The following is a 26,149-nucleotide window of genomic DNA, read 5'->3' on the forward strand; positions in this document are numbered from 1 at the left end:
CATGATTCCTTCGAGCCACGATACGCGCACGCCGCCTGCCGACTGGATGTCGGCGCTCGACGACGCGCGGCCGCTGCATACGCTGACCCTACCGGGCAGCCATGACACTTGTGCGTATACCGTCGACGATGGGCTCGTGCGCACCCAGCATGCGCCGCTCGATGCGCAGCTCGCGCATGGCGTGCGGCTGCTCGACATCCGCTGCCGGCACGTGCGCGACGCGTTCGACATCCATCACGGCGGCATCGCGCTCGGCATGACGTTCGACGACGTGCTGGCCGATTGTTTGCGATTTCTCGACGAACATCCGCGCGAATGCATCGTGATGTCGGTGAAGGACGAATGGCCGGCGCACGTGTGCACACGCAGTTTCGATGCGACGTTCGATGCGCATCGCGCGCGACATCCGCGGCTGCGCTGGCATGCCGGCGGCACGCTGCCCGCGCTCGGCGACGTGCGCGGCGCGATCGTGCTGCTGCGGCGCTTTCGCAGCAGCCGGCCGCTCGGCATCGACCTGACCGCGTGGCCCGACAACGCGACGTTCACGATCGATCATCCCGACGGCGCGTTCGTGATCCAGGACGAATATCGCGTGCCGGTGGCGGCGTCGATCGGCTGGAAGTGGCGTGCGATCGACGCGCTGCTGACGGACCTGCCGTCGCCGGACAGTGGCCGCTGGGCGATCAACTTCTGCAGCGGGACCGGCATGGGCGCGAATCCGTCGGTCGTTGCCCACGGCGACGGCCGGGTGCAGGGCATTCATGCGCGGCTGGCCGCACGGCTGCGCGAGCAGCGCGGCCCGTGCGGCGCGATGCTGCTCGATTTCTGCGATGACGACGATTGGGCGCTGGTGCGCGCGCTGATCGCGTGCAACGACCATGCGCCGGTGCAGGGTGCGTGGCGCAAGGCGTTTCGCTGTTAGCGAAGATGGGCGGTGAAGAATGCGAGCGCCTTTGCATCGAGCATCGTGTGGAACGCCGCGCGGTCGAATCCCTTCGCATCGGTACAGACTTCAGGCGAGTCGTGTGCCAGCTGTTCGGGGCACGGCGCGAGAAACGCGAAGTGCGCGGAATTCGGCACGACGTGGAATTCCGGCCGTTGAGGCAGCAGGCCGGCCAGCGCGGAGATCGTTTCCGGCTCCACGCCGTCGCCGCCCGCTTCGGACGCCCAGAGCTGGATCGGCGCGTGCACGTCCTTCAGCGTTTCGGCGGTCGGGAATTCGTCGAGCGGGTCGGCGAGCACGTAGGCCTTGATCCTCGGATCGTGCGTCAGCGGCTGGCGCGGCAGGTCGTGGTCGCGGATCTGCTTGCAGATCAGCCAGGTCGGGTCCGGGCAGGCCACCCGTGCGTGCACGAAATCCGGATTCGCGCCGGCCAGCACGAGGCCCGTATAACCGCCGCGCGAGAAGCCGAAGAAGCCGATCCGCGCGGGATCGACATGCGCGGCGTCGGGCGCGTTGGCCAGCATGTAGTCGACGAGGCGCTTGATGTCCGCCGGCCGCTCGGCCAGCTCCCGCAGGTCGGCCGCGTGGCTCATGTCGGCATGCGTGTCGCCGGGATGATTGATCGCTGCGACGACGAAGCCCGCGTCGGCGAGCGTTTCGGCGAGGTCGTGATGGCCGAAGTACGTGCCGGCGTGACCGTGCGAGATCACGACGAGCGGCAGCTTGTCGCCGACGGTCGGGCAGTCGCGTTGCCCTTTCAATTCGGAAGGCCCGATCGTGAACGTCCGGGCGGCGTCAGCGCAGGGCGTCCATACGACTGCCTTCAGTTCGGGGCCGCCGGCGTCGGCCGGAATCCGGACGAACTTGACGCCGGCCGCGTGCGCGACCGTGGCGGACAGGCAGAGCAGGGCAGCCGATAGCCAGGCTTTCATGGTGCATCCCTCCGGGACACTGAGCAGACTGCCGTTGCGGATCGCCGGTCGGGCGCCAGCGTGCGATTGCACAGGTATGAAGATCAGTGTGCGTCACCGATCGTGATGCAGAAATGCAGCCGGTCGGTCGTTGCGTGGTATTCGTCGTGCCACGCCTGGGCGTCGGACGTCATCGTGCTGCGGCAGAACGCGGCAGCATCCGCCAGCGGCCAGTCTGCAAGACACACGGTGCCCTGCGGTGCGCTGCCGTGTCCGACCCGTCCGTCGGCAGTCAGGACCCAGCCTTCCCATCCGTAGATCGGAATGCGATGACGCACGCAATAATCGATGCATTCGAGCGCGGCGTCGAGCGGAAGCACGATCTCGCGACCGGAAATCGATTGTGCGGCGAGAGCGGCAGGAATCTTCCCGAGTTGCGACATGGCGGGCGGCAGGGGCGGTGTGGTGCGGGACCGGCGGGCTACCGCGTCGCGATTGCCACTGCCGCGCCGGCCATTGCGGTCGCGCTCGTGCGGTTCGCGATCCGTTTCGCGCGCGCCGAAGTGAGAAAAGCCCGCGCGCGCGCCGCGAGCAGTGACCAGAAGCAGTCGGCGAGGATCAGCACCGCGAGCATCGTGGCGACGAGTTCGGCCCACGCGGTCACACCGACGTGCGTGAGATCGACGATGGTCGGCAGCAGCGCGAGATAGAACACCATGATCTTCGGGTTGCCGAGCGTGACGAGCATGCCTGCGACGAACATGCGCGACGGCGACTGGCCGCGCGGCAGGTCGTCGGCGCCGGCCTCGGTCGGCGCGGTCCACATCTTCCACGCGAGGAACAGCAGGTACGCGACGCCGAGCAGCTTCAGCACGATCAGGCCGGCCGCGAACGTGCGCGCGAACGCGGACAGCCCCGCGACCGCAAGCGTGAGCCACAACGCTTCGCCGAGCCACATGGCGGCGAGGAACGGCAGCACGTCGCGCACGCCGTTGGTCAGCACGCGCGCGACGAGCGCGGCGACGCTCGGCCCGGGGGTGCCGGCGGTGACAAGCAGGGTGACAGCGAAGACGGCGAGCGCGGACAACGTCATGACGAACCTCGTGGGTGGGGCGTTCGAAACGTATGAAGTTTCGATTATAGTGACGGCCGTTCCAGACTGCCTGCCTGAATTGCCGCAATGACCGCATCGATCGTGATTCGCCCCGCCATGCGGGAAGACGCGGCCGCAATGGCCGCCGTGGAAGTCGCCGCCGCGCAGCGGTTTCGCGAAATCGGCATGACCGACATCGCCGAAGCCGAGCCGACCGATACGGCTGCCGTGCTCGCGCGCATCGATGGCGGCCGCGCGTATGTGGCGGTCGATATGCAAGGGGCGTGCGTCGGGTTCGCGTTCTATCGGCTGCTGGATGCGCGGCGGCTCTATCTGGAGGAACTGGATGTCGCGCCGTCGCATGCCGGACAGCGGATCGGCGCGCGCCTGATCGAACAGGTGAGCGCACGCGCCGCGCGGGAAGGCATCGCGGAGGTCGTGCTGTCGACGTTTCGCGATGCGCCGTGGAATGCGCCGTATTACGCGCGCCTGGGTTTCAGCATCGTCGACGACGCCACGCTCGACGACACGCTGCGTGCGATCCGCGCACACCACGTCGCGCTCGGGCTCGATGAAACGCGGCGCGTGTTCATGCGGATGCGCGTCCCGGGCTGACGCAGCCGCGGCGGGTTGCGGTGCAGGCAGCGCGACCGGGTGTCAGCGCAATGCCCGGCTTCCGGTCACCGGCAGCGACGCGAACGCGGCCTCCACGTGCGCCAGAAAATCGGACGCGGGCCGCGTCAGTTGCAGGCCGGGCGGCGTGAGCCGGTACAACTGAAGCGGTGGCGGCGACATCGGCAATGGCAGCGGCGTCAGCTTCTGGCCGAACACGGTTTCCGCGAGCGACAGCCGGGTCCACGAGAAAATCGCATCGTTGGTCATGAGCAGGCTGTAGAACAGCGCATACGACGTGCAGCGCGTGATGCAGCGCGGCGGGGGCAGGCCCGCGTGTTCATGCAGGTCGCGGATATAGGTGGGGAAGTTGTCGCTGGCGTCGGCGTGGATCCATTCCGCGTCGCGCAGCGCCTCGAGCGATGTTGCGCCCGCGAAGCGCCCGTTCTCGCGGGTGACGAACGCGGTGTCGAACGTGCGGATCGCCCTGATGTCGACCGACTCGGCAATGGGGCCCGTGACGGCGACGAAGGCGAGATCGAGCGTGCGATTGCGCAACTGTTCCGTGAGCAGGTTGAACGTCAGTTCCCGAAGTTCGCATTCGACGTTCGGCCAGTGGCGGCGGAAGGCGGCGTAGGCTTCCGCAAAGCCCGTCACCGCGACGATCGGCGTGAAGCCGATCACGAGCCGCCCGTCGCGCAGCCCCTTCATGTGCGCCATGTCCTCGCTCGCCCGTTCGAGCTCGCGCACGACGGCCTGGGCGCGCCCGAGCAATGCGTCGCCTTCCGGCGTCGGCACCACGCCCCACGGTTTGCGCTCGAGGAGCGTCACGCCGAACTCGTTTTCCAGTTCCTGGATCGCCTTGCTGATGGCCGGCTGCGTGACGTGCAGGGTCCTGGCCGCCGCCTTGATGCTGCCGGCCGTCGTGACGGCGACGAGTGCGCGCAATTGATGGATTTTCATGATGCGGAAGATATTACCAAAAGTTATTCGCATCAAAATTCGTGAGTTTTTTGACCCGAAACGCGTCTTTATGCTTGGTCGGGACGGTCGCGAGGCGGCCGATTCCACGGAGCCATCCATGACGCAGAACCTTGCTCACGTACTCGCGGCGATTCGCGAGTCGGAGCCCCGATTCGTTGCGATCCGCCACGACATCCACGCCCATCCCGAACTCGGTTTCGCCGAGACCCGCACCGCGCAGCTCGTCGCCGAACAACTGGCCACATGGGGCTACGACGTGACGACGGGGGTGGGAGGCACCGGCGTCGTCGGCCAGTTGCGGCGCGGCGCGTCGGTGCGCACGCTCGGCCTGCGCGCCGACATGGATGCGCTGCCGATCGAGGAGGCGACGGGGCTGCCGTATGCGAGCACGGTTGCGCGCACGATGCACGCATGCGGTCACGACGGCCACACGGCGATCTTGCTGGCCGCCGCCCACTATCTTGCCGAACAGGGCCGTTTCGACGGCACGCTCAACGTGATCTTCCAGCCGGCCGAGGAAGGGCTCGGTGGCGCAAAGCGGATGATCGACGACGGCCTGTTCGAACGTTTCCCGTGCGAACGCGTGTATGCGCTGCACAACGCGCCGGGCGTGCCGGTCGGCCATTTCGCGTTGCGCTACGGGCCGATGATGGCGTCGTCCGATTCGGTGACGATCACCGTGACGGGCAAAGGCGGGCATGGTGCGATGCCGCAGCTCGCGAGCGACCCGATCGTCGCGGGCGCGCAAATCGTGACCGCGCTGCAATCGATCGTCTCCCGCAACGTCGATCCGCTGAAGCCGGCCGTCGTGACCGTCGGCACGTTCCATGCGGGCACTGCCCCGAACGTGATCCCGGAAACGGCGACGCTGCAGTTGTCCGTGCGCGCGCTCGACGCGACCACGCGCGACGAAATCGAGGCGCGGATCCGCCGGATCGTCGACGCGCAGGCGCAGGCGTTCGGGATGACCGCGCAGATCGAATACCAGTCGATCTCGCGTGTCGTGGACAACGACCGTGCGGCGTCGGATCTCGCGGTGGAGACGATCGCGGCGCTGGCCGGCGAAGGCGCGCTCACGCTGTTGCCCGATGGCGTGATGGGCAGCGAGGATTTCTCGTGGATGACCGAATGCGCACCGTGTTGCTACGTGCTGGTCGGTAATGGCGTCGATTCCCGGGGCGGATGTTCGGTGCACAACCCGCATTACGACTTCAACGACTCCGCGCTGAGCTGGGGGGCAGCCTATTTCGCCGGGATTGCCGAACGCTTCCTGAAGATGGACTGACGAAGGCGCAAAGGAGACGCGCTGGCCGGACCCGGGTTGACTTGACGATAAGGATGACGAATGAAAAAGCGATTTGCATTAGGCGCGGCCTGTCTCGCGTTCGGCGCCGGCAACGCGCGCGCCGTGCCCTATCAGGACGTGTTGCTGGCGGCGGTGCCCGAGTACAACGGCAGGATGACGGAGGGCGTCGCGCTGTACGGTTCGCTCGACATGGGGATCAACTACCAGACGGTCGGCGGCCGTTCGCTGTGGCAGACGCAGAGCGGCGGCGAGTGGACCTCCAAGTTCGGCTTCTTCGGCCGCGAGAACCTCGGCGGCGGCTGGCGCGCCGAGTTCAACCTCGAAAGCGGTTTTCTCGCGAACAGCGGCGCGCAGCAGGATGCGCAATCGACGTACAACAGGCAATCGTGGGTCGGCCTGTCGTCGGACAGCTACGGCCGGTTGCGTTTCGGCAAGCAGATCGGCACGGCGCTGCCGCTGTTCATCGACGTGTTCGGCACGGTGGGCACGAACTCGGTCTATACGTGGCTGGGCGCGGCAGCCGTGCAGACGAGCCGCGGCGTCGGCTACAACTCGGACCTCGGGCCGGGGGCGACGCAATTGCCGGCGCGCGTCGACAACGCCATCACGTACCGTACGCCGATCGTCGCGGGCACCACGTCGCTGATGCTGATGGTTGCGCCGAGCAACGTGGCCGGGCGGGCCCCCGCGGCGTCCGCGCAAGGCGCGCTGCTGCAGTGGTACAACGGCACGACCTATCTGGCCGCGAGCTACAACCAGGTGTGGGGCCTCAACGGGGCGAGCACCGTGCGCAACGACCTGTACGGGCTCGGCGCCGTCTATGACACCGGGCGGATCGTGCTGTCCGCATCGTTCAACCAGTACGCGCCGAAGCTGGCCGGCGACGGCATCGCGCGCGTCTACACGCTCGGCGCGATCGTGCCGTTCGGCGTCAATGCGATTCGCGCGTCGGTTGTCTATCGCGATACGTCGGGTGTGCGCGACGCGGCCGGCCAGCCGGCCAGGGATTCGGCACTCGGTGCGATGCTGGGCTACGACTACCTGCTGTCGAAACGCACGGGCCTCTATGCGCGTGCGGGGTTCATCCGCAACTACGGCATCTCGACGGTGTTGCTGAACGGCAATCCGCTGCCGACCGAACCGGGCGGAACGACACCGCGCACCGGGACGACACCCGTGACGCTGTCGCTCGGCATGTACCACAACTTCTGAACGGGAATTTTCGATGCATACCCTGAATCGCACGGCCGCTGCGCCGGTCGAATCCGGGCCGCGCGTAACGCGCCGCACGGTCGTTGCGGCCGCACTCGGCAACGGGCTCGAATTCTTCGACTTCACCGTCTACAGTTTCTTCGCCGCATTGATCGGCAAGCTGTTCTTTCCCGCGTCGAGCGATGCAGGCGCGTTGATGCTGTCGCTCGCGACGTTCGGTGTCGGGTTCGTCGCACGGCCGCTCGGCAGCGTCGCGATCGGCGCCTATGCGGACCGTGCCGGCCGCAAGCCCGCGCTCGTGCTGACGGTCGCATTGATGGCGCTTGGCACCGGGATCATCGGCTTCGCGCCGACCTATGCGCAGATCGGCATCGCCGCGCCGCTGCTGATCGTCATCGGGCGTCTGCTGCAGGGCTTTTCGGCGGGTGGCGAAGTGGGGGCCGCGACGACCCTGCTGATGGAGTCGGGTGACACCGGCCGGCGCGGCGAGCGGGTGAGCTGGCAGATGGCGAGCCAGGGCGGTGCGACGCTCGTCGGCGCGTTCGTCGCGCTGACGCTGTCGCGCGCACTGCCGCCCGACGCGCTGCACGCGTGGGGGTGGCGCGTCCCGTTCGTGCTCGGTCTGCTGATCGGCCCGGTCGGCTTTTACCTGCGGCGCCATCTGGACGATACGCTGCCGCACCCAGCGGCCGGCGCACCGCGCGAGCGTGCGCGCATTCCGTGGCGGCAGGTCGTGGCCGGCACGCTGCTCGTGATCGGCGGCACGTCGACCACCTATACGATCGTGTTTTTCCTGCCGTCGTTCCTGACGCTGACCGTCGGCATGCCGGCATCGGTGTCGCTGCTGTCGGGCTGCGCGGCAGGTGCAGTGCTGCTGATCGGTTCGCCGTTCGCGGGGCGGCTCGCGGATCGCGTGCGTCGTCGCAAGCGGCTGGTGGGCGTGACGTGCGTCGCGTCGGCCGTGCTCGTGCTGCCGGCGTTTTACGCGATGAAGATGTGGCCGTCGGCGGGCACCGCGGTTGCGGTCGTGATCGTGCTGATCGGCTTGATGACGCTGTCGAGTCCCGCCGGCTTCGTGATGATCCTCGATGCGTTTCGGCCCGAGGTGCGGGCGATGTCGCTCGGGATGATCTATGCGCTCGGCGTGACGATTTTCGGCGGGTTCGCGCAACTGATCGTCGGCGCGATGTGGCGCGCGACCGGCAGCTTTTACGCGCCTGCGTGGTATGTGCTGGGATGCAGCGTCGCGAGTCTGGTCGGTCTGTCGCTGTTCGCGGAAGCGTCCGACGTGGAAGGCAGGCGGTGAACGGGAGGGGCGGACACGTGACGTGCCCGCCCTGGGGATGGTGCGCGCGACGAACGGACGGGCGGGGCCGCTCCGTTCATCGCGCGTGCGCTGTCGCGCAATCAGGCCGCGTCGCTTAGCGCCGGGTAATCGGTATAACCCGTTTCGCCTTCCGCGTAGAACGTCTCCGGCACCGGCTGGTTGAGCGGTGCGCCGAGTTCGAGGCGGCGCGGCAGGTCGGGGTTCGCGATGAACAGCTTGCCCCATGCGATCGCGTCGGCGTTGCCGCTGGCGAGCGCGGCTTGCGCGGTGTCGAGCGTGAACTGCTCGTTGGCGATCAGCGGGCCGCCGAACGCTTCCTTCAGGCGCGGGCTCAGGTGGTCGCCCGAATACGATTCGCGCGTGAAGATGAACGCGATCTTGCGGCGGCCGAGTTCGCGCGCGACATAGCCGAACGTGGCCGCCGGATCGGAATCGCCCATCGTGTGCGCGTCACCGCGCGGTGCGAGGTGCACGCCGACACGGCCGGCGCCCCACACGTCGATCGCGGCGTCGACCACTTCGAGCAGCAGGCGTGCGCGGTTCTCGATCGGGCCGCCGTACGCATCGGTGCGGTGGTTGGTGCTGTCCTGCAGGAACTGGTCGAGCAGGTAGCCGTTCGCGCCGTGGATCTCGACACCGTCGAAGCCGGCGGCCTTCGCGTTCTCGGCACCCTTGCGGTACGCGGCGACGATGCCCGGGATCTCGTCGAGTTCGAGCGCGCGCGGCGTCACGTACGGGCGCTGCGGACGCACCAGGCTCACGTGGCCACCCGCGGCGATTGCGCTCGGTGCGACCGGCAGGTCACCGTTCAGGAACACCGGGTCGGAGATCCGGCCGACGTGCCAGAGCTGCAGCACGATGCGCCCGCCGGCCGCGTGCACGGCCTGCGTCACCTGCTTCCAGCCTTCGACCTGTTCGTCGGACCAGATGCCGGGCGTGTCGGCATAACCGACGCCCTGCGGCGTGACCGACGTCGCTTCGGTAATGATCAGGCCGGCCGATGCACGCTCGCGGTAATAGCGCGCCATCAGTGCGTTCGGCACGCGCGCCGTACCCGCACGGGCGCGGGTGAGCGGCGCCATCACGATGCGGTTCGGCAGGGTCAGGTCGCCGAGGGTAACGGGGTCGAACAGTGTAGGCATGGCAAATAACCTCTTCACGAAAGGCGGGGAAGCCGGCGCGTCATGTGCGGCGGCGGCCCGCATGGCCGGTTCGGCCGTTGGCTAGAGTTCGCGGCGCAGTGCGTCGTGAAATGCGTCGATGACGGCCTCGTTGCGCTGGAAAAACGCCCACTGGCCGATCCGCGTCGACGTCACGAGCCCCGCGCGCTGCAGCGTCGCGAGGTGCGCGGAGACGGTCGATTGCGACAGCCCGCAGCGCGCGTCGATCTGGCCCGCGCAGACGCCGTGTTCATACGGCAGCGTCTGGTTCGGGAAATGCACGTCCGGCGTTTTCAGCCAGGCGAGGATTTCCCGGCGCACGGGGTTCGAGAGCGCTTTCAGGATCGCTTCGATGTCGAGTTCGGTCGGCATGGACAGGTTTGGCGTTTCGCTCGGGTAACGAGGTATCGTCGATAGGCGAATCTTATATCGGAACTTGACGATATGTTTGAAAGCATTGCCGGCAATAGGGTTGATAGCGAAGGGCGATTGCGGGGACAGAGCAAGGCGACCGCGAAGGACGCGGAGCGGAGCCGCCGTCCCGCCACGCGCCATCCGGCCCTCAGTCGGGCACGTCGACGATCTCGTACCTCCCCTGCGTCGCATCGACGTGCGCGAGCGTATCGGGCACGCGTATCGCGGGCGGGTAGCCGCGAGCTTCGGCAACTCGAGCAGCGCCTCGTCGCTGGATCTGCCCGGGCGACGCACCACGTTGCGCATCCTGTGGGATGCTACGCGGCGAGGCGCGACCCGGACGGGTTCGACGCGGCCGATCGCGAGCCATCCGGCCAGGCGCGCCGATCGATCGACGCGCGCGTGCGCATCGCAACGTCATGCCGGTTCGTCCATCGCGCACGAACCGATTTTTTTGCGGAGTCCTTTCATGTCTGTTCGGGCCGTCATCTTCGATTTCGATCTGACGCTGGCGGATTCGTCCGCCGCGATCGTCGCGTGCACGGAGTACGCGTTGCATCAGCTGGATGCCGCCGGCGCGACGCCGGCGCAGATCGCGGCCGTGATCGGGCTGCCGCTGCACGAGATGTTCCGCTCGCTGACGGGCGAAACCGAGCCGGCGCGGGCCGACGCGTTCGCACGTCACTTCGTGGTGCGGGCCGACGAGATCATGGTGCGCGGCACGCGCATCTATCCCGAGGTGCCGCCCCTGCTCGCGCGTCTGCGCGAGCAGGGGCTCGCGGTCGCGATCGTTTCGTCGAAGTTTCGCTACCGGATCGAGGCGATCCTTGCGCTGAACCAGTTGCAATCGCTCGTCGACGTGCTGATCGGCGGGGAAGACGTACAGCGTCACAAGCCCGATCCCGAAGGGCTCGTGCTGGCGTTGGCGCGGCTTGGCTTGCCCGCTCGTTCGGCGATCTACGTGGGCGACCACGCGGTGGACGCGCAGGCGGCCGAGCGCGCCGGCGTGGCGTTCGTCGGCGCGGTGAGCGGGATGACGTCGTTCGACGGATGGACACGCGCGGGCAAGCAGGCGGTCGCCAACCATATCGGCGAACTGGACACGATCGTGCAGCGGATGCGGCGCGACTCGTCCGCGGCATCGGGCTGACGCGCCCCCGGGCGGCGCCCGCGCCGACGCGCCGCGGGTAGCGTTGCGCCCCTTGCCGAGGCGGGAATCGCGGTGTCGAGCACACGTTCACTGCGGAGGGGGCGCAACCGCCGCGTCGGCGAGCGGGTCGTCGACGATTCGCTCTGCTACGATCCTCAACACCATGCACTCGGTGCGGATATCGGCACGCTGCCCGATTCGCAGCGCGTGCCGGTGTTCGACTACCCGGCCACCGGCGACGGATTTCGCGACCCTCGCCGTTAAAGTCATATCCGCCACTCGATCCGTCGCCATGTCACTCATTTCCGTCGCCTTCGCCAACCTCCGGTTCTTTCGCGTGCTGCCGGCCGCCCGAATGCTGTCATGCGCCGTTTCGCTCGCGGCAGCCTGTGCCGCCATCGGCATGCCGGGCGGCGCGCGTCCGGCCGAAGCCGCCACGCTCACGCAGCGCGAACGCCTCGAGGCGCCGGTCAAGGCCGTCGCCGGCCAGCGCGTGGCCGTCGATACGCCGCAGGGCCATGCGGTGCTGCCCGTCTACGCCGATCGTCCGCTCGACCAGGCCGCGCCCGATGTCACGCGGGTCTTCGTCGTGATTCACGGCACGCTTCGCAATGCCGACGCGTACTACGCATCGGGGCGCGAGGTCGTCGAAAAGGCCGGGGCGGCCGGCAAGGGCACGATGGTTGTCGCACCGCAGTTCCTGACGCGCGCCGATACGCGCGCGTTTTCGTTGCCCGCGCAGACGCTCGCCTGGACGCAGGAAGGATGGAAGGGCGGCGACGCGGCCCGTCAGCCGGGGCCGATCAGTTCGTTTACCGCGCTCGACGCATTGCTCGCGCATTTCGCCGACCGCAGCCTGTATCCCGCGTTGTCGAGCGTGGTCGTGATCGGCCATTCCGCCGGCGCGCAGTTGCTGCAGCGCTATGCGGTGGCCGGGCACGAAGGCGACGCGCTGGTGCGGGCCGGCATCGCCGTGCGTTATGTGGTCGCGAACCCGTCGAGCTACCTGTATTTCGACGACGAACGGCCGGACGGCCAGGCGATCGCAGGCGGCACCTGCCCGCGCGCGAACGAGTGGAAATACGGGCTGGAGTCGGCGCCGCCCTATGTCGCGTCGCAGGACGTGCGCGCACTCGAAACGCGCTACGCGGCGCGTCATGTCGTGTACCTGCTCGGGCAGGCCGACACGAACCCTTACACGCACTTCATCGACCGTTCGTGCGCGGCGATGGCGCAAGGCCCGTACCGGCTCGCGCGCGGGCTCGCGTATTTCGATTACCTGAAGAATCGGCATCCGGACGATCTCGCGCAGCAGGTCGTCGAAGTGCCGGGCGTCGGGCACGACAATCTCGGCATGTTCACGTCCGCCTGCGGGCTCGCCGTGCTGTTCGGGCAGGCGCTGCCGCAATCGTGTCCGGTCGTCGCCGGTACCGCGCCGGCCGTGCGCGCGGAATTGCCGTAAGCCGTCGTGCCTTCGTGCCTTCGTGCCTTCGTGCCGTCGTGTGATAGCCGCCGCGTCGACGATCGATCGGAGGCCGAGCGCGCGTGATTTCGCCATGCTGCCGGCGCGCGATGGCGGCGCCGCGCGTCATGCCGGTGTGCCGACGCCCGGCGCCGCGTCCGGGTCGAATACCGTCAGCCCTTCCGTCGGGTCCGTCGGCAGCTCCCACGGACGTGCGGCGATCGCCCGCCGCGCGGCGTCGTAACCGGCCTGCCGGCGGGCCGCGATGCCGGCCGGCGTGAAATCGATGTCCTTCAGCTGATTGTCGCTGGCGAGGCGCGGCGCCGCGAGCTTGACCAGGTGCATCGTGGTTTCGCATCCCCACGCGGCGAGCCGGCGCACGGCCGGCGACGCGCGTTCGGCTTCCGGCACGTGGCGGGCCAGTTCGCGGATCACGTGGCGCAGCCGGTGGATCTGCTGCTGGCGCGCGATGTGGCTGTCGGTGCGGCTCGCGTACTGGATGTCCTTCTGTCGCTCCGACACCTGCCAGATGCTCTCGGGCTCCGGGCCCGCCGGATTCCACATCTGCACCGAGAAGATGATCGAACTGCGGCGCGGATTGTCGTCGAGCACGACTTCGACCGGCGTATTCGAATACACGCCGCCGTCCCAGTAAGGCTCGCCGTCGATCCGTATCGCCGGAAACGCGGGCGGCAGCGCGCCCGAGCTCATGATGTGCTCGATCCCGAGCCGCGTATCGCGCGAATCGAAATAGCGCATCGTGCCGGTGCACGCATTGACCGCGCTGACGGTCAGGCGCGGGTGGCCCGCGTTCAGCAGGTCGGGGTCGATCAGCGACGCGAGTGTGTCGCGCAGCGGTGCGATCCGGTAATACGACGCACGATCGACACCGAGGCGCACCATCGGCCCGAGCCACGAGGCCGGATTGGGCTGGAAGAACCCCGCGATGCCGCCGCCGATGATCATCATCTCGGCCAGCATCCGGTCCCAGCCGGGCACCAGCGGCGGGACGTCGAAACGGGTTCGTTCGGTCACGCGCCGCCAGAACGCCGAAAGCCTGTCGTAACGCTGTTCCGGCGGATTCCCGGCGATCAGCGCCGCGTTGATCGCACCGATCGACGTGCCGACCACCCAGTCGGGCCGGATCCCGGCTTCGTCCATCGCCTGAAAGACGCCGAGCTGGAACGCGCCCAGTGCGCCGCCGCCCTGGAGCACGAGTACGACTTGTCCGGGGAGGTTCATGCGTGCCGGTTCGCTCGCGGTCATGGCTCGCCTCGCTGCGTGTGAAGGTGGGTCGGAACCGAATGGCTCGATTCAGTGTAGGCGATGGCCGGCGGGGATCGCGCGCCGCGCATCGGCGATTCGCGCCTGCTTCGCCGGTCGCTTCCGGCGCTTCCGGCGCTTCGGCGCGGTGGTGGCCTCGCGAAGACGGCGCTCGGCGCGCGCGCCGTGCTTCGCGGTGCATCCGCGAGCGACCGGCGTCACGCGTCCGGGTAAGGCGTGCCGTCCTTGTGCAGGAACCGGCCGTCGCGGCTCGGGCTCATCATGTCGATGTCGGCGCAGGTGATCACGTCGTCCGGCGAGCGCGAGCCGACCTCGAGATAGACGGCGAGCGCCTCCGACCGGTTGACCAGGTGATGACCGTTGCCGGAGCCTTTCGGAAACGCCGCGCAGTCGCCCGCGCGCAGCACGGTTTCGCCGTCGTCCTCGATCATCACGAGTTCGCCTTCGAGCACGTAGACGAATTCGTCTTCGTCGGAATGCCAGTGGCGCTGCGCCGACCAGCCGCCCGGCGGCACGCGCATCAGGTTGACGCCGAAATCGCGCAACCCGCCGGCGTCGCCGACGCGCTGGCGGATGCGCTGCGCGCACGGCGCGTCGAACGGCCGCGGATAGCCGCTGCCGCGGCGTTCGGGCACGGCGTTGAGGTCGATCCTGGGCATGGGCGGCTCCGTCGGCCACGCGGGCGAATGGGATGCGGGCATGGTAGGCGCCGCGGCCCGCCATTCGTCCGCGCGTGTCGTGGTGCGCCGCGTCATTCCACCGTGATGGTCTCCTTCATGTACGGGTGAATCCCGCAGAACACCTTGTAGACGCCCGGCTTGTCGAAGCGGAACGAGTACGTGTCGCCCTGGTCGAGCGCCGACGAGTGAAAGATGCCGGCGTCGTTGACGACCGTATGCGGCTCCCCGTCGAGGTTCTTCCACGTGACCGTCGTGCCGGCCTTGATCGTGGTCGACATCGGCGAAAACATGAAATTGCGGATCGTCACGAGCGGGCCGCCCGGGCCCTGGGCGAACGCGGCGAGCGGGGCGGTGGTGCACAGGATCAGCGCCGCGACGAGGCTGGCGTGCTTGAAGCGGGTCATGTCGGTCTCCTTGCGGTTCGGTGCGTCAGGCCAGCGTCGCATCGTGCAGCGACGACGCAACCGGATGGCCCGCGAATTCGACGGTCGTCACGCCGAGCATCGACGGCAGCCGGTCGCGCGGCACGGTGAGCGGCACGGGGCCCGGGCCGTTGCCGGCCGTCGGCTGCGGGAACGCGGTGGAGCGCGCGGTGTGGAACGTCACGTTGCCCTCGACCTTCGACACGATCTGGTGGATGTGTCCGTTCAGCACGGTGACCGAGCCGAAGCGGCGCAGCAGCGCCATCGTTTGCGGCGCGTCGCCGGTGCCCCAGCCCCACGGCTCGTAGATGGTCCACATCGGCATGTGCGAGAACACGACGATCGGCGTGCTCGACGAGCGGCCCTTGAGATCCTGTGCGAGCCACGCGAGCTGGTCGTCGCCGAAGCTGCCGAGCCCGTTCGGCTTGAAGTGCATCACGTTGACGAGGCCGATGAAGTGCACGCCCGCGTGATCGAAGCTGTAATAGCCGCGGTTGTCCGACGCCTTGCCGAACCGGCTGAAATATTCGGCGCCCGAACCGTCGGTGACGTCGTGCTCGCCGGGCACCGTATGCAGTTCCGGCACGCGCAGCGCGGACAGCAGCTGCGACGCGTGGTCGAACTCCTCGGCCTTGGACAGGTGCGTGATGTCGCCCGTGTGGATGGCCAGCGCGGGCATCGCGGGCATCCCGTTGACGAGTTCGATCGTCTGCTTGAGCGTGGCCGATACATCGGGATTCGCGTCCTTGTTGAAGCCGATGTGCGTGTCGCTGACCTGCACGAACAGCGGCTTGCCCGCGTTGGCCGGGAGCGTGTCGCCGGTCTGCGCGAGCGCCAGGTCGAACGGCGTCAGGATGCCGCCCGACAGCGTAAACAGCGTGCCGAGGCCGCCGAAGGCCATGCACTGCAGGGCCTTGCGGCGCGACGGGCGGGTGGGGGTCGATGAAGACATGGGAGCCTCGCAATCGTGTGACGAAACCGGACGGCCGGATCGTCCTGGAATAAACCGGCGCCTTCGCGTGCCATACCGGCGAAGCGGCGGATTTATTCCCGCGCGCGACACGGTCGATCACCCGTGTTCGCGGCTTGCGCGGCGATGCGCTGTTCCTGATAAATGACCTGTCAATGTCCTGTAAGTGACACGTCACATTTGCGTCACGGCCGATCGATAGCCTGCCACTCCGAGTCACCTCTCCGGAGCCCCTTCATGCCGAATCTCGCGGCAACGGAAACCAGCGGTGCGGTCGGCAACTGCACGCGTGCCGTCAGCCTCGCGCTGTTTTTTCTGATCGTTGCCTGCGGCATCGTCTACGTCGGCATCCATCCGGGCGCCGATTTCGGCTCCGTCAAGGAAAGCTCGATCCTCCCGTTCCTGCTGCTGGTTGTCGCGCCGCTGGTCGCACTCGGCTTCGAGTTCGCCAACGGTTTCCGCGACACCGCGAATGCGGTCGCGACCGTCATCCATACGCACCCGCTCGATCCGCCCCTCGCCGTCGTGCGGTCGGGCCTCCGGAACCTGTTCGGCGTGCGCGTATCGAGCGGCTCGGGCCTGCGCCGGGATGCGGTGCATAGCCTGTTGCTCGCGCGGGTGCTGACGTTGCCGGTGTCGATCGCGCTGTCGGCCGTGCCGTACCGGGCGCTGCACGGGCTGTTCTGATTCGCGCCGGGGGGCGCCTTCCGGCCGCGCGACGCGTGGCCGGTCCCGTCGATTTTCAATTCAACACAAGACGCTACCGATGGATATCAGGTTCTTCGATCCGAATCGCACCGCGAACGCTTCGGCGTGGCGCGTGCTCCCCAACCGCTGGGATGCCATCGCGTTTCCGCTGATCATCTGCCTGCTCGCGATGGCGATCGTCGGCTTCCATCAGACGATGGCGCCGATCGGCACCCTGCAGACGCAGAAGATCTCGCTCGACCCGTCGAACCTGCCCGAATACGCGTTGCGCACCACGCTGCGGATGCTCGCCGCGATGGTCGCGTCGCTCGCGTTCACGCTCGTCTACGGCACGCTCGCGGCCAAGAGCCGCCGTGCCGGCATGGTGCTGATCCCGATCCTCGACATCCTGCAGTCGGTGCCGGTGCTCGGCTACATCTCGTTTACCGTCACGTTCTTCCTCGCACTGTTTCCGGGCCGCGTGCTCGGTGCCGAGCTGGCTGCGATCTTCGCGATCTTCACGAGCCAGGCCTGGAACATGACGTTCAGCTTCTACCAGTCGCTGCGCACGGTGCCGCGCGACCTGAGCGAAGTGTCGCGCGGCTTTCACCTGACGCCGTGGCAACGCTTCTGGAAGCTCGAAGTGCCGTTCTCGATGCCGGGCCTGATCTGGAACATGATGATGTCGATGTCCGGCGGCTGGTTCTTCGTCGTCGCATCCGAGGCGATCACCGTCGGCAACCAGACCATCACGCTGCCGGGCATCGGCGCGTATCTCGCGCAGGCGATCTCCGACAAGAACCTCGGCGCGGTCGGCTGGGTGATCGTCGCGATGTCGGTCGTGATCCTCGCCTATGACCAGTTCCTGTTCCGCCCGCTCGTCGCCTGGGCCGACAAGTTCCGGATGGAGAACACCGCGTCGGGCGATGCGCCGCAATCCTGGCTGCTCGACATGATGCGCCGCACGCACCTGATCCATCAGCTGCTCGTGCCGGCCGGCTGGCTGCTGTCGCAGGCCGCGCGGATTCCGCTGCGCGCGCCGTCGCGGCAGGGTACGCGTGCGCGCGGCGCATCGGCGCGCCGCGCGTCGCGCATCGGCGACATCGTGTGGGGCGCGTTCGTGATCCTGCTGACGGTGTACGTCGTGTGGCGCGTCGTCAGCTTCGTCGCGACCGGCGTGACGATGGGCGAGGTCGGCCACGTGCTCGTGCTCGGACTCGTGACGCTGCTGCGCGTGCTGGTGCTGATCGCGATCGCGTCGCTGGTCTGGGTGCCGCTCGGCGTGCTGATCGGGCTGCGCCCGAAGCTGGCCGAGAAGATCCAGCCGCTCGCGCAGTTCCTCGCCGCGTTCCCGGCGAACCTGCTGTTCCCGGTGTTCGTGATCGTGATCGTCCGCTTCCACCTGAATGCCGACATCTGGCTGTCGCCGCTGATCGTGCTCGGCACGCAGTGGTACATCCTGTTCAACGTGATCGCCGGTGCGATGTCCTACCCGAACGACTACAAGGAAGCGACGAAGAATTTCCGCATCCGCGGCTGGCAGTGGTGGCGGCAGGCGATCCTGCCCGGGATCTTCCCGTACTACGTGACTGGCGCGATCACCGCGTCGGGCGGTGCGTGGAACGCGAGCATCGTGTCCGAGTTCGTGCAGTGGGGCGACACGAAGGTCGTCGCGCACGGCCTGGGCTCGTACATCGCGCAGACCACCGCCGCCGGCGATTTTCCGAAGATCATCCTGGGCATCGCCGTGATGTCCCTGTTCGTCACCTTGTTCAACCGTCTGCTGTGGCGTCCGATGTACGCCTATGCGGAATCCCGGCTCCGTCTCGATTGAGAGTAAGCGCGATGCAAAATTCGAACGTTATCAACGCCCCCGTCAAGACGTCACAGCCGCTGCAGCCGCCGCGCCTCGGCGAAGAAATCCTGCGCGTGGAGCACGTGAACCGCGGCTTCAACAAGACGCAGGGCGAACTGCTCGTGCTCGACGATGCGAACCTGTCGCTGCGCGAAGGCGAGATCGTCGGCCTGCTCGGCCGTTCCGGCTCGGGCAAGTCGACGCTGCTGCGCATCATCGCCGGGCTGATCGAGCCGACCGGCGGCGAGGTGACCTACCTCGGCAAGCCGCTGCGCGGCCCGGCCGAAGGCGTCGCGATGGTGTTCCAGACCTTCGCGCTGTTCCCGTGGCTCACCGTGCTGCAGAACGTGGAAGCCGGGCTGGAAGCGCTCGGCGTCGGCGCGCGCGAGCGGCGCGAGCGTGCGCTTGCGGCGATCGACCTGATCGGTCTCGACGGCTTCGAGAACGCGTACCCGCGCGAGCTGTCGGGCGGCATGCGCCAGCGTGTGGGCTTTGCGCGCGCGCTCGTCGTCGATCCGACGATCCTGCTGATGGACGAGCCGTTCTCCGCGCTCGACGTGCTGACCGCCGAGACGCTGCGTACCGACCTGCTCGACCTGTGGACCCAAGGCCGCATGCCGATCAAGTCGGTGCTGATCGTCACGCACAACATCGAGGAAGCGGTGTTCATGTGCGACCGGATCCTGGTGCTGTCGTCGAATCCGGGTCGCGTGATCGCCGAGATCAAGGTGCCGTTCAAGCATCCGCGCAACCGGCTCGACACGGATTTCCGCAAGCTCGTCGACGACATCTACGCGAAGATGACCGCGCGCCAGACCAACGAGGCGACGAAGAAGGGGCTGGAGCTCGGCAGCTGGATGCCGCGCGTGTCGACCAACCTGATGGCCGGCCTGATCGAGACGCTCGCGATGGCGCCGTACCACGGCCGCGCGGACATGCCGGAAATCGCGCGCACGCTGCACCTCGAGGTCGACGAACTGTTCCCGATCGCCGAAGTGCTGCAATACCTCGGCTTCGCGGACGTGCGGGAAGGGGACGTGTTCCTGACGCCGCCGGCGCGTGTGTTCGCGGAATTCGGCACGCAGGAGCGCAAGCTGATGTTCGCGGACCACCTGCTGAAGCACGTGCCGCTGGCCGCACGGATCAGGAAGGTGCTGAACGAGCGCCCGGGCCATCGCGCGCCGCGTGTGCGCTTCGAGCAGGAGCTGGAGGATTTCCTGTCCGATGAAGCCGCCGAGGAAACGCTCGACGCGGTGATCGACTGGGGGCGTTACGGCGAAGTCTTTTCGTATAACGACAAGACGGAAGTGTTCAGTCTCGAGGATGTCGAGAGCTGAAGTCCGTGCCCGAATGGCGAGCGATCGTCATTCGGGCAAATCGCGGCTGTTGGCGTGCTGCTCGATTCCGCCGGTATTGAGCGATTCGATCCTCTCCATCCGCTGCCTTGCCAGCTCGGGCAACCGGTTCGTCACGCCGATCACGAGTGCTTCGGCGAGCGCGAGCGCCGGCACGTTGGTCTGCAGCATCGCGAACGGCTGCCCCTGGATCCGCAGCACGATCTCCGCAAATTCCCCGATCGGCGAATGCCATTCGTCGGTGACCAGCAGCACGCGCGTGCCGAGCTGGTGTGCAGCTTGCGCGAACCGGATGCTGTCGCGCTGGTAGCGGCGAAAATCGAAAATGACGAGCACGTCGCCGGGCCCCATGTCCGCGAGGGCGACCGAGGCGAGGTTCACATTCGGTTCGACATACTGGACGCGTGGCCGCGCATACGCGAGCGTGAACGAAAACAGCGAAGCGAGCGGCGCGGTGTAACGCCCGCCACCGCAGAAAACGCGAACGTCCTGATCGGCCAGCAGTGCCACGGCAGCATCGAACGCCGCCGCATCGAGCCCTTCGATCGTAGTGGCCAGCGATTGCGACAACCGCTGGAAAATCGCCGCATGACTGTCGCGCAGCCCCGAAGCCGAGTGAAACGCATCCATTCGCGCGAGCGGCGAATTCATCGCGGTGTCGATTTCGCCATACAGCGCCTGCTGGAACGACGAATAGTTGGGAAACCCGATCCTGACGACGAACCGAAACACGGTCGGGTCGCTCACGTCGGCCTGCTTCGCGAACTGCGCGATGGGCCCCAGCCCGAGACTGGGATAGCGATCCAGCAACGCCTGGGCAACCTTCTGTTCCGACGGCGTGAAGCTATCCATCTGGGATAACAGCAACGCCCTGATGCTCGTCCCCATCGGGCACTCCGACTCTCTCGATCCGAATGACAAACGGCAGACGTGCGTCTGCCGGCGAATCCACGCATGTTAGCCGATTGACGTGCGGCGGGCCGCCCGCACCCCGGAATTAGAGGGACGCATCGCACGGTCGGCAGGCTCGTCGACGAATGTAATGAAACATACATTTATAAAGAAGCCATCCAGTCGATATTCGTTCTTAGTTCAGTGATAACCCTAGGTTTTGGTGCAAAAAACCGAGTGCTATGATCGCGGCCTCGCTGGAATGTATGATTCATTACATCGCGAATCGACGTGTCGACACGTGACGATGCGGCGTCGCATTCCGGCATGGCACGGTTTATTTGTCTGGAGGATTCCGTCATGAGGCGGCTCGTAGTACTCACCCTGTTGTCGGCAATGAGCGTGTGCGCATTCGCCGCGTCGGACCCGGCGGTCGAAGCGAAGAACGGCATGGTCGTGTCCTCGCAGCACTTCGCGTCGCAGATCGGCGTCGACATCCTGAAGGAAGGCGGCAACGCGGTGGATGCGGCGGTGGCGGTCGGTTATGCGCAGGCCGTGACCAATTCGTGCTGCGGCAATATCGGCGGCGGCGGTTTCATGACCCTTCACCTGGCCGACGGCCGCGACCGCTTCATCAATTTCCGCGAGACCGCACCGGCCGCGGCTTCCGCGAACATGTACCTCGACGCGAAGGGCAACGTCATCCCCGACGACAGCCTGTACGGCTATCGCGCGGTCGGCGTGCCGGGCACGGTCGCGGGCCTCGATCTCGCGCAGCGCAAGTACGGCAAGCTGACGCGCAGGCAGGTGATGGAGCCGGCGATCCGGCTCGCGCGCGACGGCTTCGTGCTGACGCGCGGCGATACGGACATCCTCGACACGACGGTCGCGCGCTTCAGGAAGGACCCGGAAGCGGCCCGCATCTTCCTCCGCCCAGACGGCACGCCGCTGCAGCCGGGCGACCGCCTCGTGCAGAAGGACCTCGCCCGCACGCTCGAGCGCATCGCGGAGCAGGGGCCCGACGCGTTCTATCACGGCGAGATCCCGAAGATCGTCGAGGCCGCGGCCCGGCGCGCGGGCGGCGTGATCACGGCCGCCGATTTCGCGTCCTACCGCGCGCAGGACATGGCGCCGCTGACGTGCACGTATCGCGGTTACGAGTTCGTGTCGGCGCCGCCGCCGAGCTCGGGCGGCGTGACGATGTGCGAGACGCTGAACATCCTCGAAGGGTACGACCTGCGCAAGCTCGGCTACCACTCGGCCGCGGCGGTCCACTACATGACCGAAGCGATGCGGCACGCATACGAGGATCGCAATACGCTGCTCGGCGATCCGAACTTCATCGACAACCCGGTCGCGAAGCTGACGAGCAAGGAGTACGCGGCGCAGATCCGCAAGAGCATCCATGCCGACACGGCGACGCCGTCGGTGGACGTGCAGCCGGGCGTCGGCGTGCACGAGAAGCCGGAGACGACCCACTATTCGATCGTCGACAAGGACGGCAACGCGGTGTCGACGACCTACACGGTCAACGGCCGCTTCGGCGCCGTGGTCATCGCGCCGGGCACGGGCTTCTTCCTGAACGACGAGATGGACGACTTCACCGTGAAGGTCGGCGCGCAGAACCTGTTCGGTCTCGTGCAGGGCACGCGCAACTCGATCGCGCCGGGCAAGCGTCCGCTGTCGTCGATGGCGCCGACCATCGTGAAGAAGGACGGCAAGGTGTTCATGGTGGTGGGTTCGCCGGGCGGGTCGCGCATCATCACGATCACGTTGCAGACGGTGCTGAACGTGATCGACTACGGGATGACGCCGCAGGATGCCGTCACCGCGCCGCGCATCCATCACCAGTGGCTGCCTGACGAGGTCTATTACGAAACCTACGGCCTGTCGCCCGACACGCTCGCGATCCTGCGCAACATGGGCTACAAGATGGTCGAGCAGACGCCGTGGGGCGCCGCCGAGCTGATCATGGTCGGCCTGCCGGGCACCGAAGCCGCGAGCCGCCAGAGTTCCGGGAACGATTCGTCCGTGTCCGGCAACGTGCGTGTCGGCTTCATCTACGGCTACAACGACCCGCGCCGTCCGGCCGGATCGGCAATCGGCTACTGACCCGATTCCGTCGGCATCGAGCTGAATCGCCGCCGCCGACGTTCGCCCTTGCGCGAGCGTCGTTGCGGCGGCAGTCCGTCGGTTCGCGGACATCCGCGAGCCTGACCGGCGCCGCCGGCCGTGGCCGACACACCGGGCACGGCCGGCTCGCCACGCACGCTCCCTGGCACGGCACGGGACGCGCGCCTTTCATCCTTCAACTTCTTCCCGTGCATCGAATTCCATCATGAACAAACGAATGTCCGCGGCAGGCTGGATCCTGCTCGCGATGGCGGCCGGCATCCTGATCGGCTACATGATTTATACGCAACTGCCGGACAAGCAGTCCGCGGCGGAGATCGCCGGGTACATCTCGCTGGTGTCCGACGTGTTCCTGCGGCTGATCAAGATGGTGATCGGCCCGCTGGTGTTCTCGACGCTGGTCGTCGGCATCGCGCACATGGGCGACGCGTCGTCGGTGGGGCGCGTGTTCGTGAAGGCGCTCGGCTGGTTCGTCACCGCGTCGCTGATCTCGCTGCTGCTCGGCCTGTTGATGGCGAACCTGCTGCGGCCCGGCGAGAACCTCGGGTTGCCGCTGCCGGATATCGGCGCGTCCGCGCATCTGGCGACGTCCAAGTTCACGCTGAAGGATTTCGTCGGCCACATGGTGCCGAAGTCGATCGCCGAGGCGATGGCGAACAACGAGATCCTGCAGATCGTCGTGTTCTCGATGTTCTTCGGCGTGGCGCTTGCGTCGCTCGGCGAGCGCGGCAAGATTCTCGTCGCGGCGATCGACCAGCTCGCGCACGTGATGCTCAGGATTACCGGCTATGTGATGAAGCTCGCGCCGCTCGCGGTGCTGGCGGCGATGGCGTCGACGGTCGCGATCAACGGCCTGTCGATCCTGCTGAAGTTCGCGGTGTTCATGGGCGACTTCTACCTGAGCCTGTTCCTGCTGTGGGGCACGCTCGTCATCGCCGGGCTGCTGTTCCTCGGCCGCCGCGTGTTCAAGCTGCTGGTGCTGATCAAGGAAGCGTTCATGCTGTCGTTCGCGACCGCGAGCTCGGAAGCCGCGTATCCGAAGATCCTCGATGCGCTCGACCGTTTCGGCGTGCGCCGCAAGATCTCGAGCTTCGTGATGCCGATGGGGTATTCGTTCAACCTCGACGGCTCGATGATGTACTGCACGTTCGCGTCGCTGTTCATCGCGCAGGCGTACGGCATTCACCTGTCGCTCGGCACGCAGGTCACGATGCTGCTGATCCTGATGCTGACGTCGAAAGGCATGGCCGGCGTGCCGCGCGCGTCGCTCGTCGTGATCGCCGCGACGCTGCACCAGTTCAACATCCCGGAAGCCGGGCTGCTGCTGATTCTCGGCGTCGACACGTTCCTCGACATGGGCCGTTCGGCCACGAACGCAGTGGGCAACTCGATCGCCAGCGCGGTGGTCGCGAAATGGGAAGGCGAGCTGATGCCCGAAGCAGAAGCCGAAGCGAATGCGGCGCGGCTGGATGAGGAAGCCGAAGCACGGATGAACGAGGCCGCCCGCGAGGCGGATCGCGTCACCACGGCCTGAAGCGGTATCCCGGGCCTTCAGGCCGCCTCGGCGGGGCGGGCCGCGTCGATGCACGCGGCCAGCACCATCGCGGCGGCGTTGCCCGGCGTCGAGCCGAGCAATTGCGGCGCATAGACGCTGTCGCCGATCTCGATCGGCTGCCCCGACAGCGCACACACGCCGCGCTTGCGCGTGGTGAACAGCCGCCACTTCTGATAACCGTAGTGCCCGGTGCATGCGTCGCGCCAGGAAATCATCACGGTGTCGGCCGTGGGCCGCTCGAGTACGCTGATGGCCGGCTTGCTCGTCGCGTCCCACGACGGCAGCCGGTCGCGCGTGACGCTGCGCCGCCGCGGCGTGCCCCACGAGACGGACGGCATGTCGAAGCTGCCGATCGCGGCGACGGTCATGAGCCAGGGGGCGATACGGTTGTTCATGTCAGTTTTCCTCGAAACGTTACGCGGCACCGCAACGCGCGGCATCACGACAGGCGGATGCGCGGCCGCGCGCAGCCGTTGATCCGTTCGGCGATCCACAGCAGGCTCGCCTTGGAGAAGCCGTGCAGCGCCTGCTGGTGCCGCCGGTAGAGCATCAGGTGGCTGAACTGCGCGAATCGCCCCTGGATGAAGCCGCCACGAAAGAACCCGAACTGCCCGAGCGTGCCGAACGCGTCGTAGTCGCTGATCGACACGAGCGCGCCGAAATCGTGGAACGCGAACGGCGGCATCGGCTTGCCGTCGAGCCACGCGGGCAGGTGCTTCGCGAGATGCTCGGCCTGCTGCGTCGCGACCTGCGCGGTGGGCGGCAGCGGCCGTTCCTGGCCGTCGGGCAACAGGCTCGCGCAATCGCCGATCGCGAACACGTGTTCGTCGCCCGTTGCCTGCAGCGTCGGGCCGACGACGATCTGGTTCGCGCGATTCGTGTCGAGGCCGCCGAGCGCCTGCATGAAATCGGGCGCCTTCACGCCGGCCGCCCACACCATCAGGTCGGCTTCCGCGAACGAACCGTCGCCGTAGTGGAAGCCGTTCGCGTCGGCCGACGTGACGCGGGTCGACGTCAGCACGTGAAAGCCGATCTGTTCGAGCCGTTGCTGTGCCGATGCGGAAATCTTCGGCGGAAATGCGGCGAGGATGCGCGGACCGCTTTCAAGCAGCGTGAGTTGCAGCCGGTCGCGTACCGTTTCGTCGCCATAGGCTTGTGCCACTTCCAGCAGGCGGCTCAGCTCCGCGGCAAGCTCGACGCCGGTCGCGCCGGCACCGACGATCGCGACGCGGAACGGCTCGTCGCGCGCGATGCTGCGAAATACACGCATCCGCAACGCTTCGTTGAAGGTCTCGGCCTGCGGCTGGCTGTCGATGAAATAGCAGTGCTCGCGTACGCCCGGCGTGCCGAAATCGTTGGCCTGGCTGCCGAGCGCGAGGATCAGCACGTCGTATTCGAGTTCACGGGCGTCGAGCACGAGTGCGCCGTCCTGCGAGCGGATCTCGCCGAGCTGCACGCGGCGCCGCGCGCGATCGAGCCCCTTCAGTTCGCCGGGCTGGTACGTATAACCGTGATCGCGGGCATGCGCGAGGAAGATCACCTGCTGCTGCTGCACGTCGCGCGTACCGGCCGCGATCGTGTGCAGCATCGGTTTCCAGATGTGGGTCGGGCTGCGGTCGACGACGGTGACCTGGGCGCGCCCGGACCGGCCAAGACGCTCGCCCAGACGCGTGGCGAGCTGCAGTCCGGCGATCCCGCCGCCGACGATGACGATACGTGTAGGGGTTGCCATGGATAAATCAT

Annotated in this window: 26 protein-coding genes; 13 read left to right on the forward strand and 13 right to left on the reverse strand. The window is 67.3% G+C overall.

Annotation, left to right across the window (positions count from 1 at the left end; all coding sequences use genetic code 11):
* The first annotated feature begins 1 nt into the window (after position 1).
* Entirely contained in the window at positions 2-922 is a 921-nt protein-coding gene (locus PQB87_RS22610; RefSeq protein ID WP_489243873.1) for a phosphatidylinositol-specific phospholipase C, read from the forward strand.
* On the opposite strand, the gene PQB87_RS22615 is transcribed toward PQB87_RS22610, so the two are convergent.
* The 3 genes from PQB87_RS22615 to PQB87_RS22625 all read right to left on the reverse strand — a co-directional run bounded on the left by PQB87_RS22615 (position 919) and on the right by PQB87_RS22625 (position 2,947).
* Entirely contained in the window at positions 919-1,875 is a 957-nt protein-coding gene (locus tag PQB87_RS22615; RefSeq protein WP_489243875.1) for an alpha/beta hydrolase family protein, read from the reverse strand. The genes PQB87_RS22610 and PQB87_RS22615 overlap by 4 nt on opposite strands.
* An 83-nt stretch (positions 1,876-1,958) precedes the next feature.
* Entirely contained in the window at positions 1,959-2,234 is a 276-nt protein-coding gene (locus tag PQB87_RS22620; RefSeq protein ID WP_155637276.1) for a hypothetical protein, read from the reverse strand.
* A 101-nt stretch (positions 2,235-2,335) separates the two neighbouring features.
* A complete protein-coding gene (locus PQB87_RS22625) occupies positions 2,336-2,947 on the reverse strand; it encodes a LysE family translocator (protein WP_048022001.1) in 612 nt (203 codons plus the stop codon).
* An 87-nt stretch (positions 2,948-3,034) separates the two neighbouring features.
* On the opposite strand from PQB87_RS22625, the gene PQB87_RS22630 reads away from it, so the two are divergent.
* Positions 3,035-3,562 (forward strand): GNAT family N-acetyltransferase, encoded by a 528-nt coding sequence (locus tag PQB87_RS22630; RefSeq protein ID WP_489243878.1) that lies wholly within the window; start codon positions 3,035-3,037, stop codon positions 3,560-3,562.
* Between the two features lie 42 nt (positions 3,563-3,604).
* Here PQB87_RS22630 and PQB87_RS22635 read toward each other — a convergent pair whose 3' ends face one another.
* Positions 3,605-4,642: a LysR family transcriptional regulator gene (locus PQB87_RS22635; RefSeq protein ID WP_230950429.1), complete on the reverse strand. Its 1,038-nt coding sequence runs from the start codon at positions 4,640-4,642 to the stop codon at positions 3,605-3,607.
* On the opposite strand from PQB87_RS22635, the gene PQB87_RS22640 reads away from it, so the two are divergent.
* The 3 genes from PQB87_RS22640 to PQB87_RS22650 are packed head-to-tail and all read left to right on the forward strand — an operon-like array spanning position 4,641 to position 8,367.
* The gene (locus tag PQB87_RS22640) at positions 4,641-5,828 is read left to right on the forward strand and encodes a M20 aminoacylase family protein (protein ID WP_489243880.1); all 1,188 of its coding nucleotides are present in this window, start codon (positions 4,641-4,643) and stop codon (positions 5,826-5,828) included. The genes PQB87_RS22635 and PQB87_RS22640 overlap by 2 nt on opposite strands.
* Positions 5,829-5,888: 60 nt before the next feature.
* A complete protein-coding gene (locus PQB87_RS22645; protein WP_489243882.1) occupies positions 5,889-7,061 on the forward strand; it encodes a porin in 1,173 nt (390 codons plus the stop codon).
* Positions 7,062-7,074: 13 nt separating this feature from the next.
* Complete coding sequence (locus PQB87_RS22650) at positions 7,075-8,367, forward strand: MFS transporter (RefSeq protein WP_111943037.1); 1,293 nt, start codon at positions 7,075-7,077, stop codon at positions 8,365-8,367.
* Between the two features lie 101 nt (positions 8,368-8,468).
* On the opposite strand, the gene PQB87_RS22655 is transcribed toward PQB87_RS22650, so the two are convergent.
* A complete protein-coding gene (locus tag PQB87_RS22655; protein WP_059684001.1) occupies positions 8,469-9,530 on the reverse strand; it encodes an alkene reductase in 1,062 nt (353 codons plus the stop codon).
* Between the two features lie 81 nt (positions 9,531-9,611).
* Positions 9,612-9,920, reverse strand: a complete 309-nt coding sequence (locus tag PQB87_RS22660) for an ArsR/SmtB family transcription factor (protein ID WP_027789442.1) — start codon at positions 9,918-9,920, stop codon at positions 9,612-9,614.
* A gap of 511 nt (positions 9,921-10,431) precedes the next feature.
* Here PQB87_RS22660 and PQB87_RS22665 point away from each other — a divergent pair.
* The 3 genes from PQB87_RS22665 to PQB87_RS22675 all read left to right on the forward strand — a co-directional run bounded on the left by PQB87_RS22665 (position 10,432) and on the right by PQB87_RS22675 (position 12,574).
* Positions 10,432-11,112, forward strand: coding sequence for an HAD family hydrolase (locus tag PQB87_RS22665; protein ID WP_174413927.1), 681 nt, complete (start codon positions 10,432-10,434; stop codon positions 11,110-11,112).
* Positions 11,113-11,184: 72 nt separating this feature from the next.
* Entirely contained in the window at positions 11,185-11,376 is a 192-nt protein-coding gene (locus PQB87_RS22670) for a hypothetical protein (RefSeq protein ID WP_153489234.1), read from the forward strand.
* A gap of 28 nt (positions 11,377-11,404) precedes the next feature.
* On the forward strand, positions 11,405-12,574 hold the full coding sequence (locus PQB87_RS22675; protein ID WP_489243886.1) for an alpha/beta fold hydrolase: 1,170 nt from the start codon (positions 11,405-11,407) through the stop codon (positions 12,572-12,574).
* Between the two features lie 126 nt (positions 12,575-12,700).
* Here the strand turns inward: PQB87_RS22675 and PQB87_RS22680 are convergent, their stop codons facing one another.
* The 4 genes from PQB87_RS22680 to PQB87_RS22695 all read right to left on the reverse strand — a co-directional run bounded on the left by PQB87_RS22680 (position 12,701) and on the right by PQB87_RS22695 (position 15,912).
* Entirely contained in the window at positions 12,701-13,840 is a 1,140-nt protein-coding gene (locus PQB87_RS22680) for a patatin-like phospholipase family protein (RefSeq protein WP_153489236.1), read from the reverse strand.
* Positions 13,841-14,055: 215 nt separating this feature from the next.
* Positions 14,056-14,517 carry a cupin domain-containing protein gene (locus PQB87_RS22685; RefSeq protein WP_175829834.1) on the reverse strand — a complete coding sequence of 154 codons (462 nt, stop codon included), beginning with the start codon at positions 14,515-14,517 and terminating at the stop codon, positions 14,056-14,058.
* A 92-nt stretch (positions 14,518-14,609) separates the two neighbouring features.
* Positions 14,610-14,942: a cupredoxin domain-containing protein gene (locus PQB87_RS22690; RefSeq protein WP_059684022.1), complete on the reverse strand. Its 333-nt coding sequence runs from the start codon at positions 14,940-14,942 to the stop codon at positions 14,610-14,612.
* 25 nt (positions 14,943-14,967) lie between these two features.
* Positions 14,968-15,912: a metallophosphoesterase family protein gene (locus tag PQB87_RS22695; protein WP_175829835.1), complete on the reverse strand. Its 945-nt coding sequence runs from the start codon at positions 15,910-15,912 to the stop codon at positions 14,968-14,970.
* Positions 15,913-16,167: 255 nt separating this feature from the next.
* On the opposite strand from PQB87_RS22695, the gene PQB87_RS22700 reads away from it, so the two are divergent.
* The 3 genes from PQB87_RS22700 to PQB87_RS22710 all read left to right on the forward strand — a co-directional run bounded on the left by PQB87_RS22700 (position 16,168) and on the right by PQB87_RS22710 (position 19,809).
* Complete coding sequence (locus tag PQB87_RS22700; RefSeq protein ID WP_489243889.1) at positions 16,168-16,617, forward strand: hypothetical protein; 450 nt, start codon at positions 16,168-16,170, stop codon at positions 16,615-16,617.
* A 79-nt stretch (positions 16,618-16,696) separates the two neighbouring features.
* Complete coding sequence (locus tag PQB87_RS22705; protein WP_060221909.1) at positions 16,697-18,451, forward strand: ABC transporter permease; 1,755 nt, start codon at positions 16,697-16,699, stop codon at positions 18,449-18,451.
* Positions 18,452-18,462: 11 nt separating this feature from the next.
* Positions 18,463-19,809, forward strand: coding sequence for an ABC transporter ATP-binding protein (locus PQB87_RS22710; RefSeq protein ID WP_119338068.1), 1,347 nt, complete (start codon positions 18,463-18,465; stop codon positions 19,807-19,809).
* A 27-nt stretch (positions 19,810-19,836) separates the two neighbouring features.
* Here PQB87_RS22710 and PQB87_RS22715 read toward each other — a convergent pair whose 3' ends face one another.
* Entirely contained in the window at positions 19,837-20,715 is an 879-nt protein-coding gene (locus PQB87_RS22715; RefSeq protein WP_027789432.1) for a MurR/RpiR family transcriptional regulator, read from the reverse strand.
* A gap of 363 nt (positions 20,716-21,078) precedes the next feature.
* On the opposite strand from PQB87_RS22715, the gene ggt reads away from it, so the two are divergent.
* Positions 21,079-22,830 carry a gamma-glutamyltransferase gene (gene ggt, locus PQB87_RS22720; RefSeq protein WP_059685979.1) on the forward strand — a complete coding sequence of 584 codons (1,752 nt, stop codon included), beginning with the start codon at positions 21,079-21,081 and terminating at the stop codon, positions 22,828-22,830.
* A 226-nt stretch (positions 22,831-23,056) separates the two neighbouring features.
* Positions 23,057-24,385, forward strand: coding sequence for a dicarboxylate/amino acid:cation symporter (locus PQB87_RS22725; protein ID WP_060173516.1), 1,329 nt, complete (start codon positions 23,057-23,059; stop codon positions 24,383-24,385).
* Between the two features lie 17 nt (positions 24,386-24,402).
* On the opposite strand, the gene PQB87_RS22730 is transcribed toward PQB87_RS22725, so the two are convergent.
* Positions 24,403-24,801 (reverse strand): DUF3331 domain-containing protein, encoded by a 399-nt coding sequence (locus tag PQB87_RS22730; protein ID WP_021163619.1) that lies wholly within the window; start codon positions 24,799-24,801, stop codon positions 24,403-24,405.
* A gap of 44 nt (positions 24,802-24,845) precedes the next feature.
* Positions 24,846-26,138, reverse strand: a complete 1,293-nt coding sequence (locus tag PQB87_RS22735) for an NAD(P)/FAD-dependent oxidoreductase (protein ID WP_489243893.1) — start codon at positions 26,136-26,138, stop codon at positions 24,846-24,848.
* Positions 26,139-26,149: the final 11 nt, after the last annotated feature.

It is taken from the genome of Burkholderia sp. KL41, assembly GCF_057005415.2.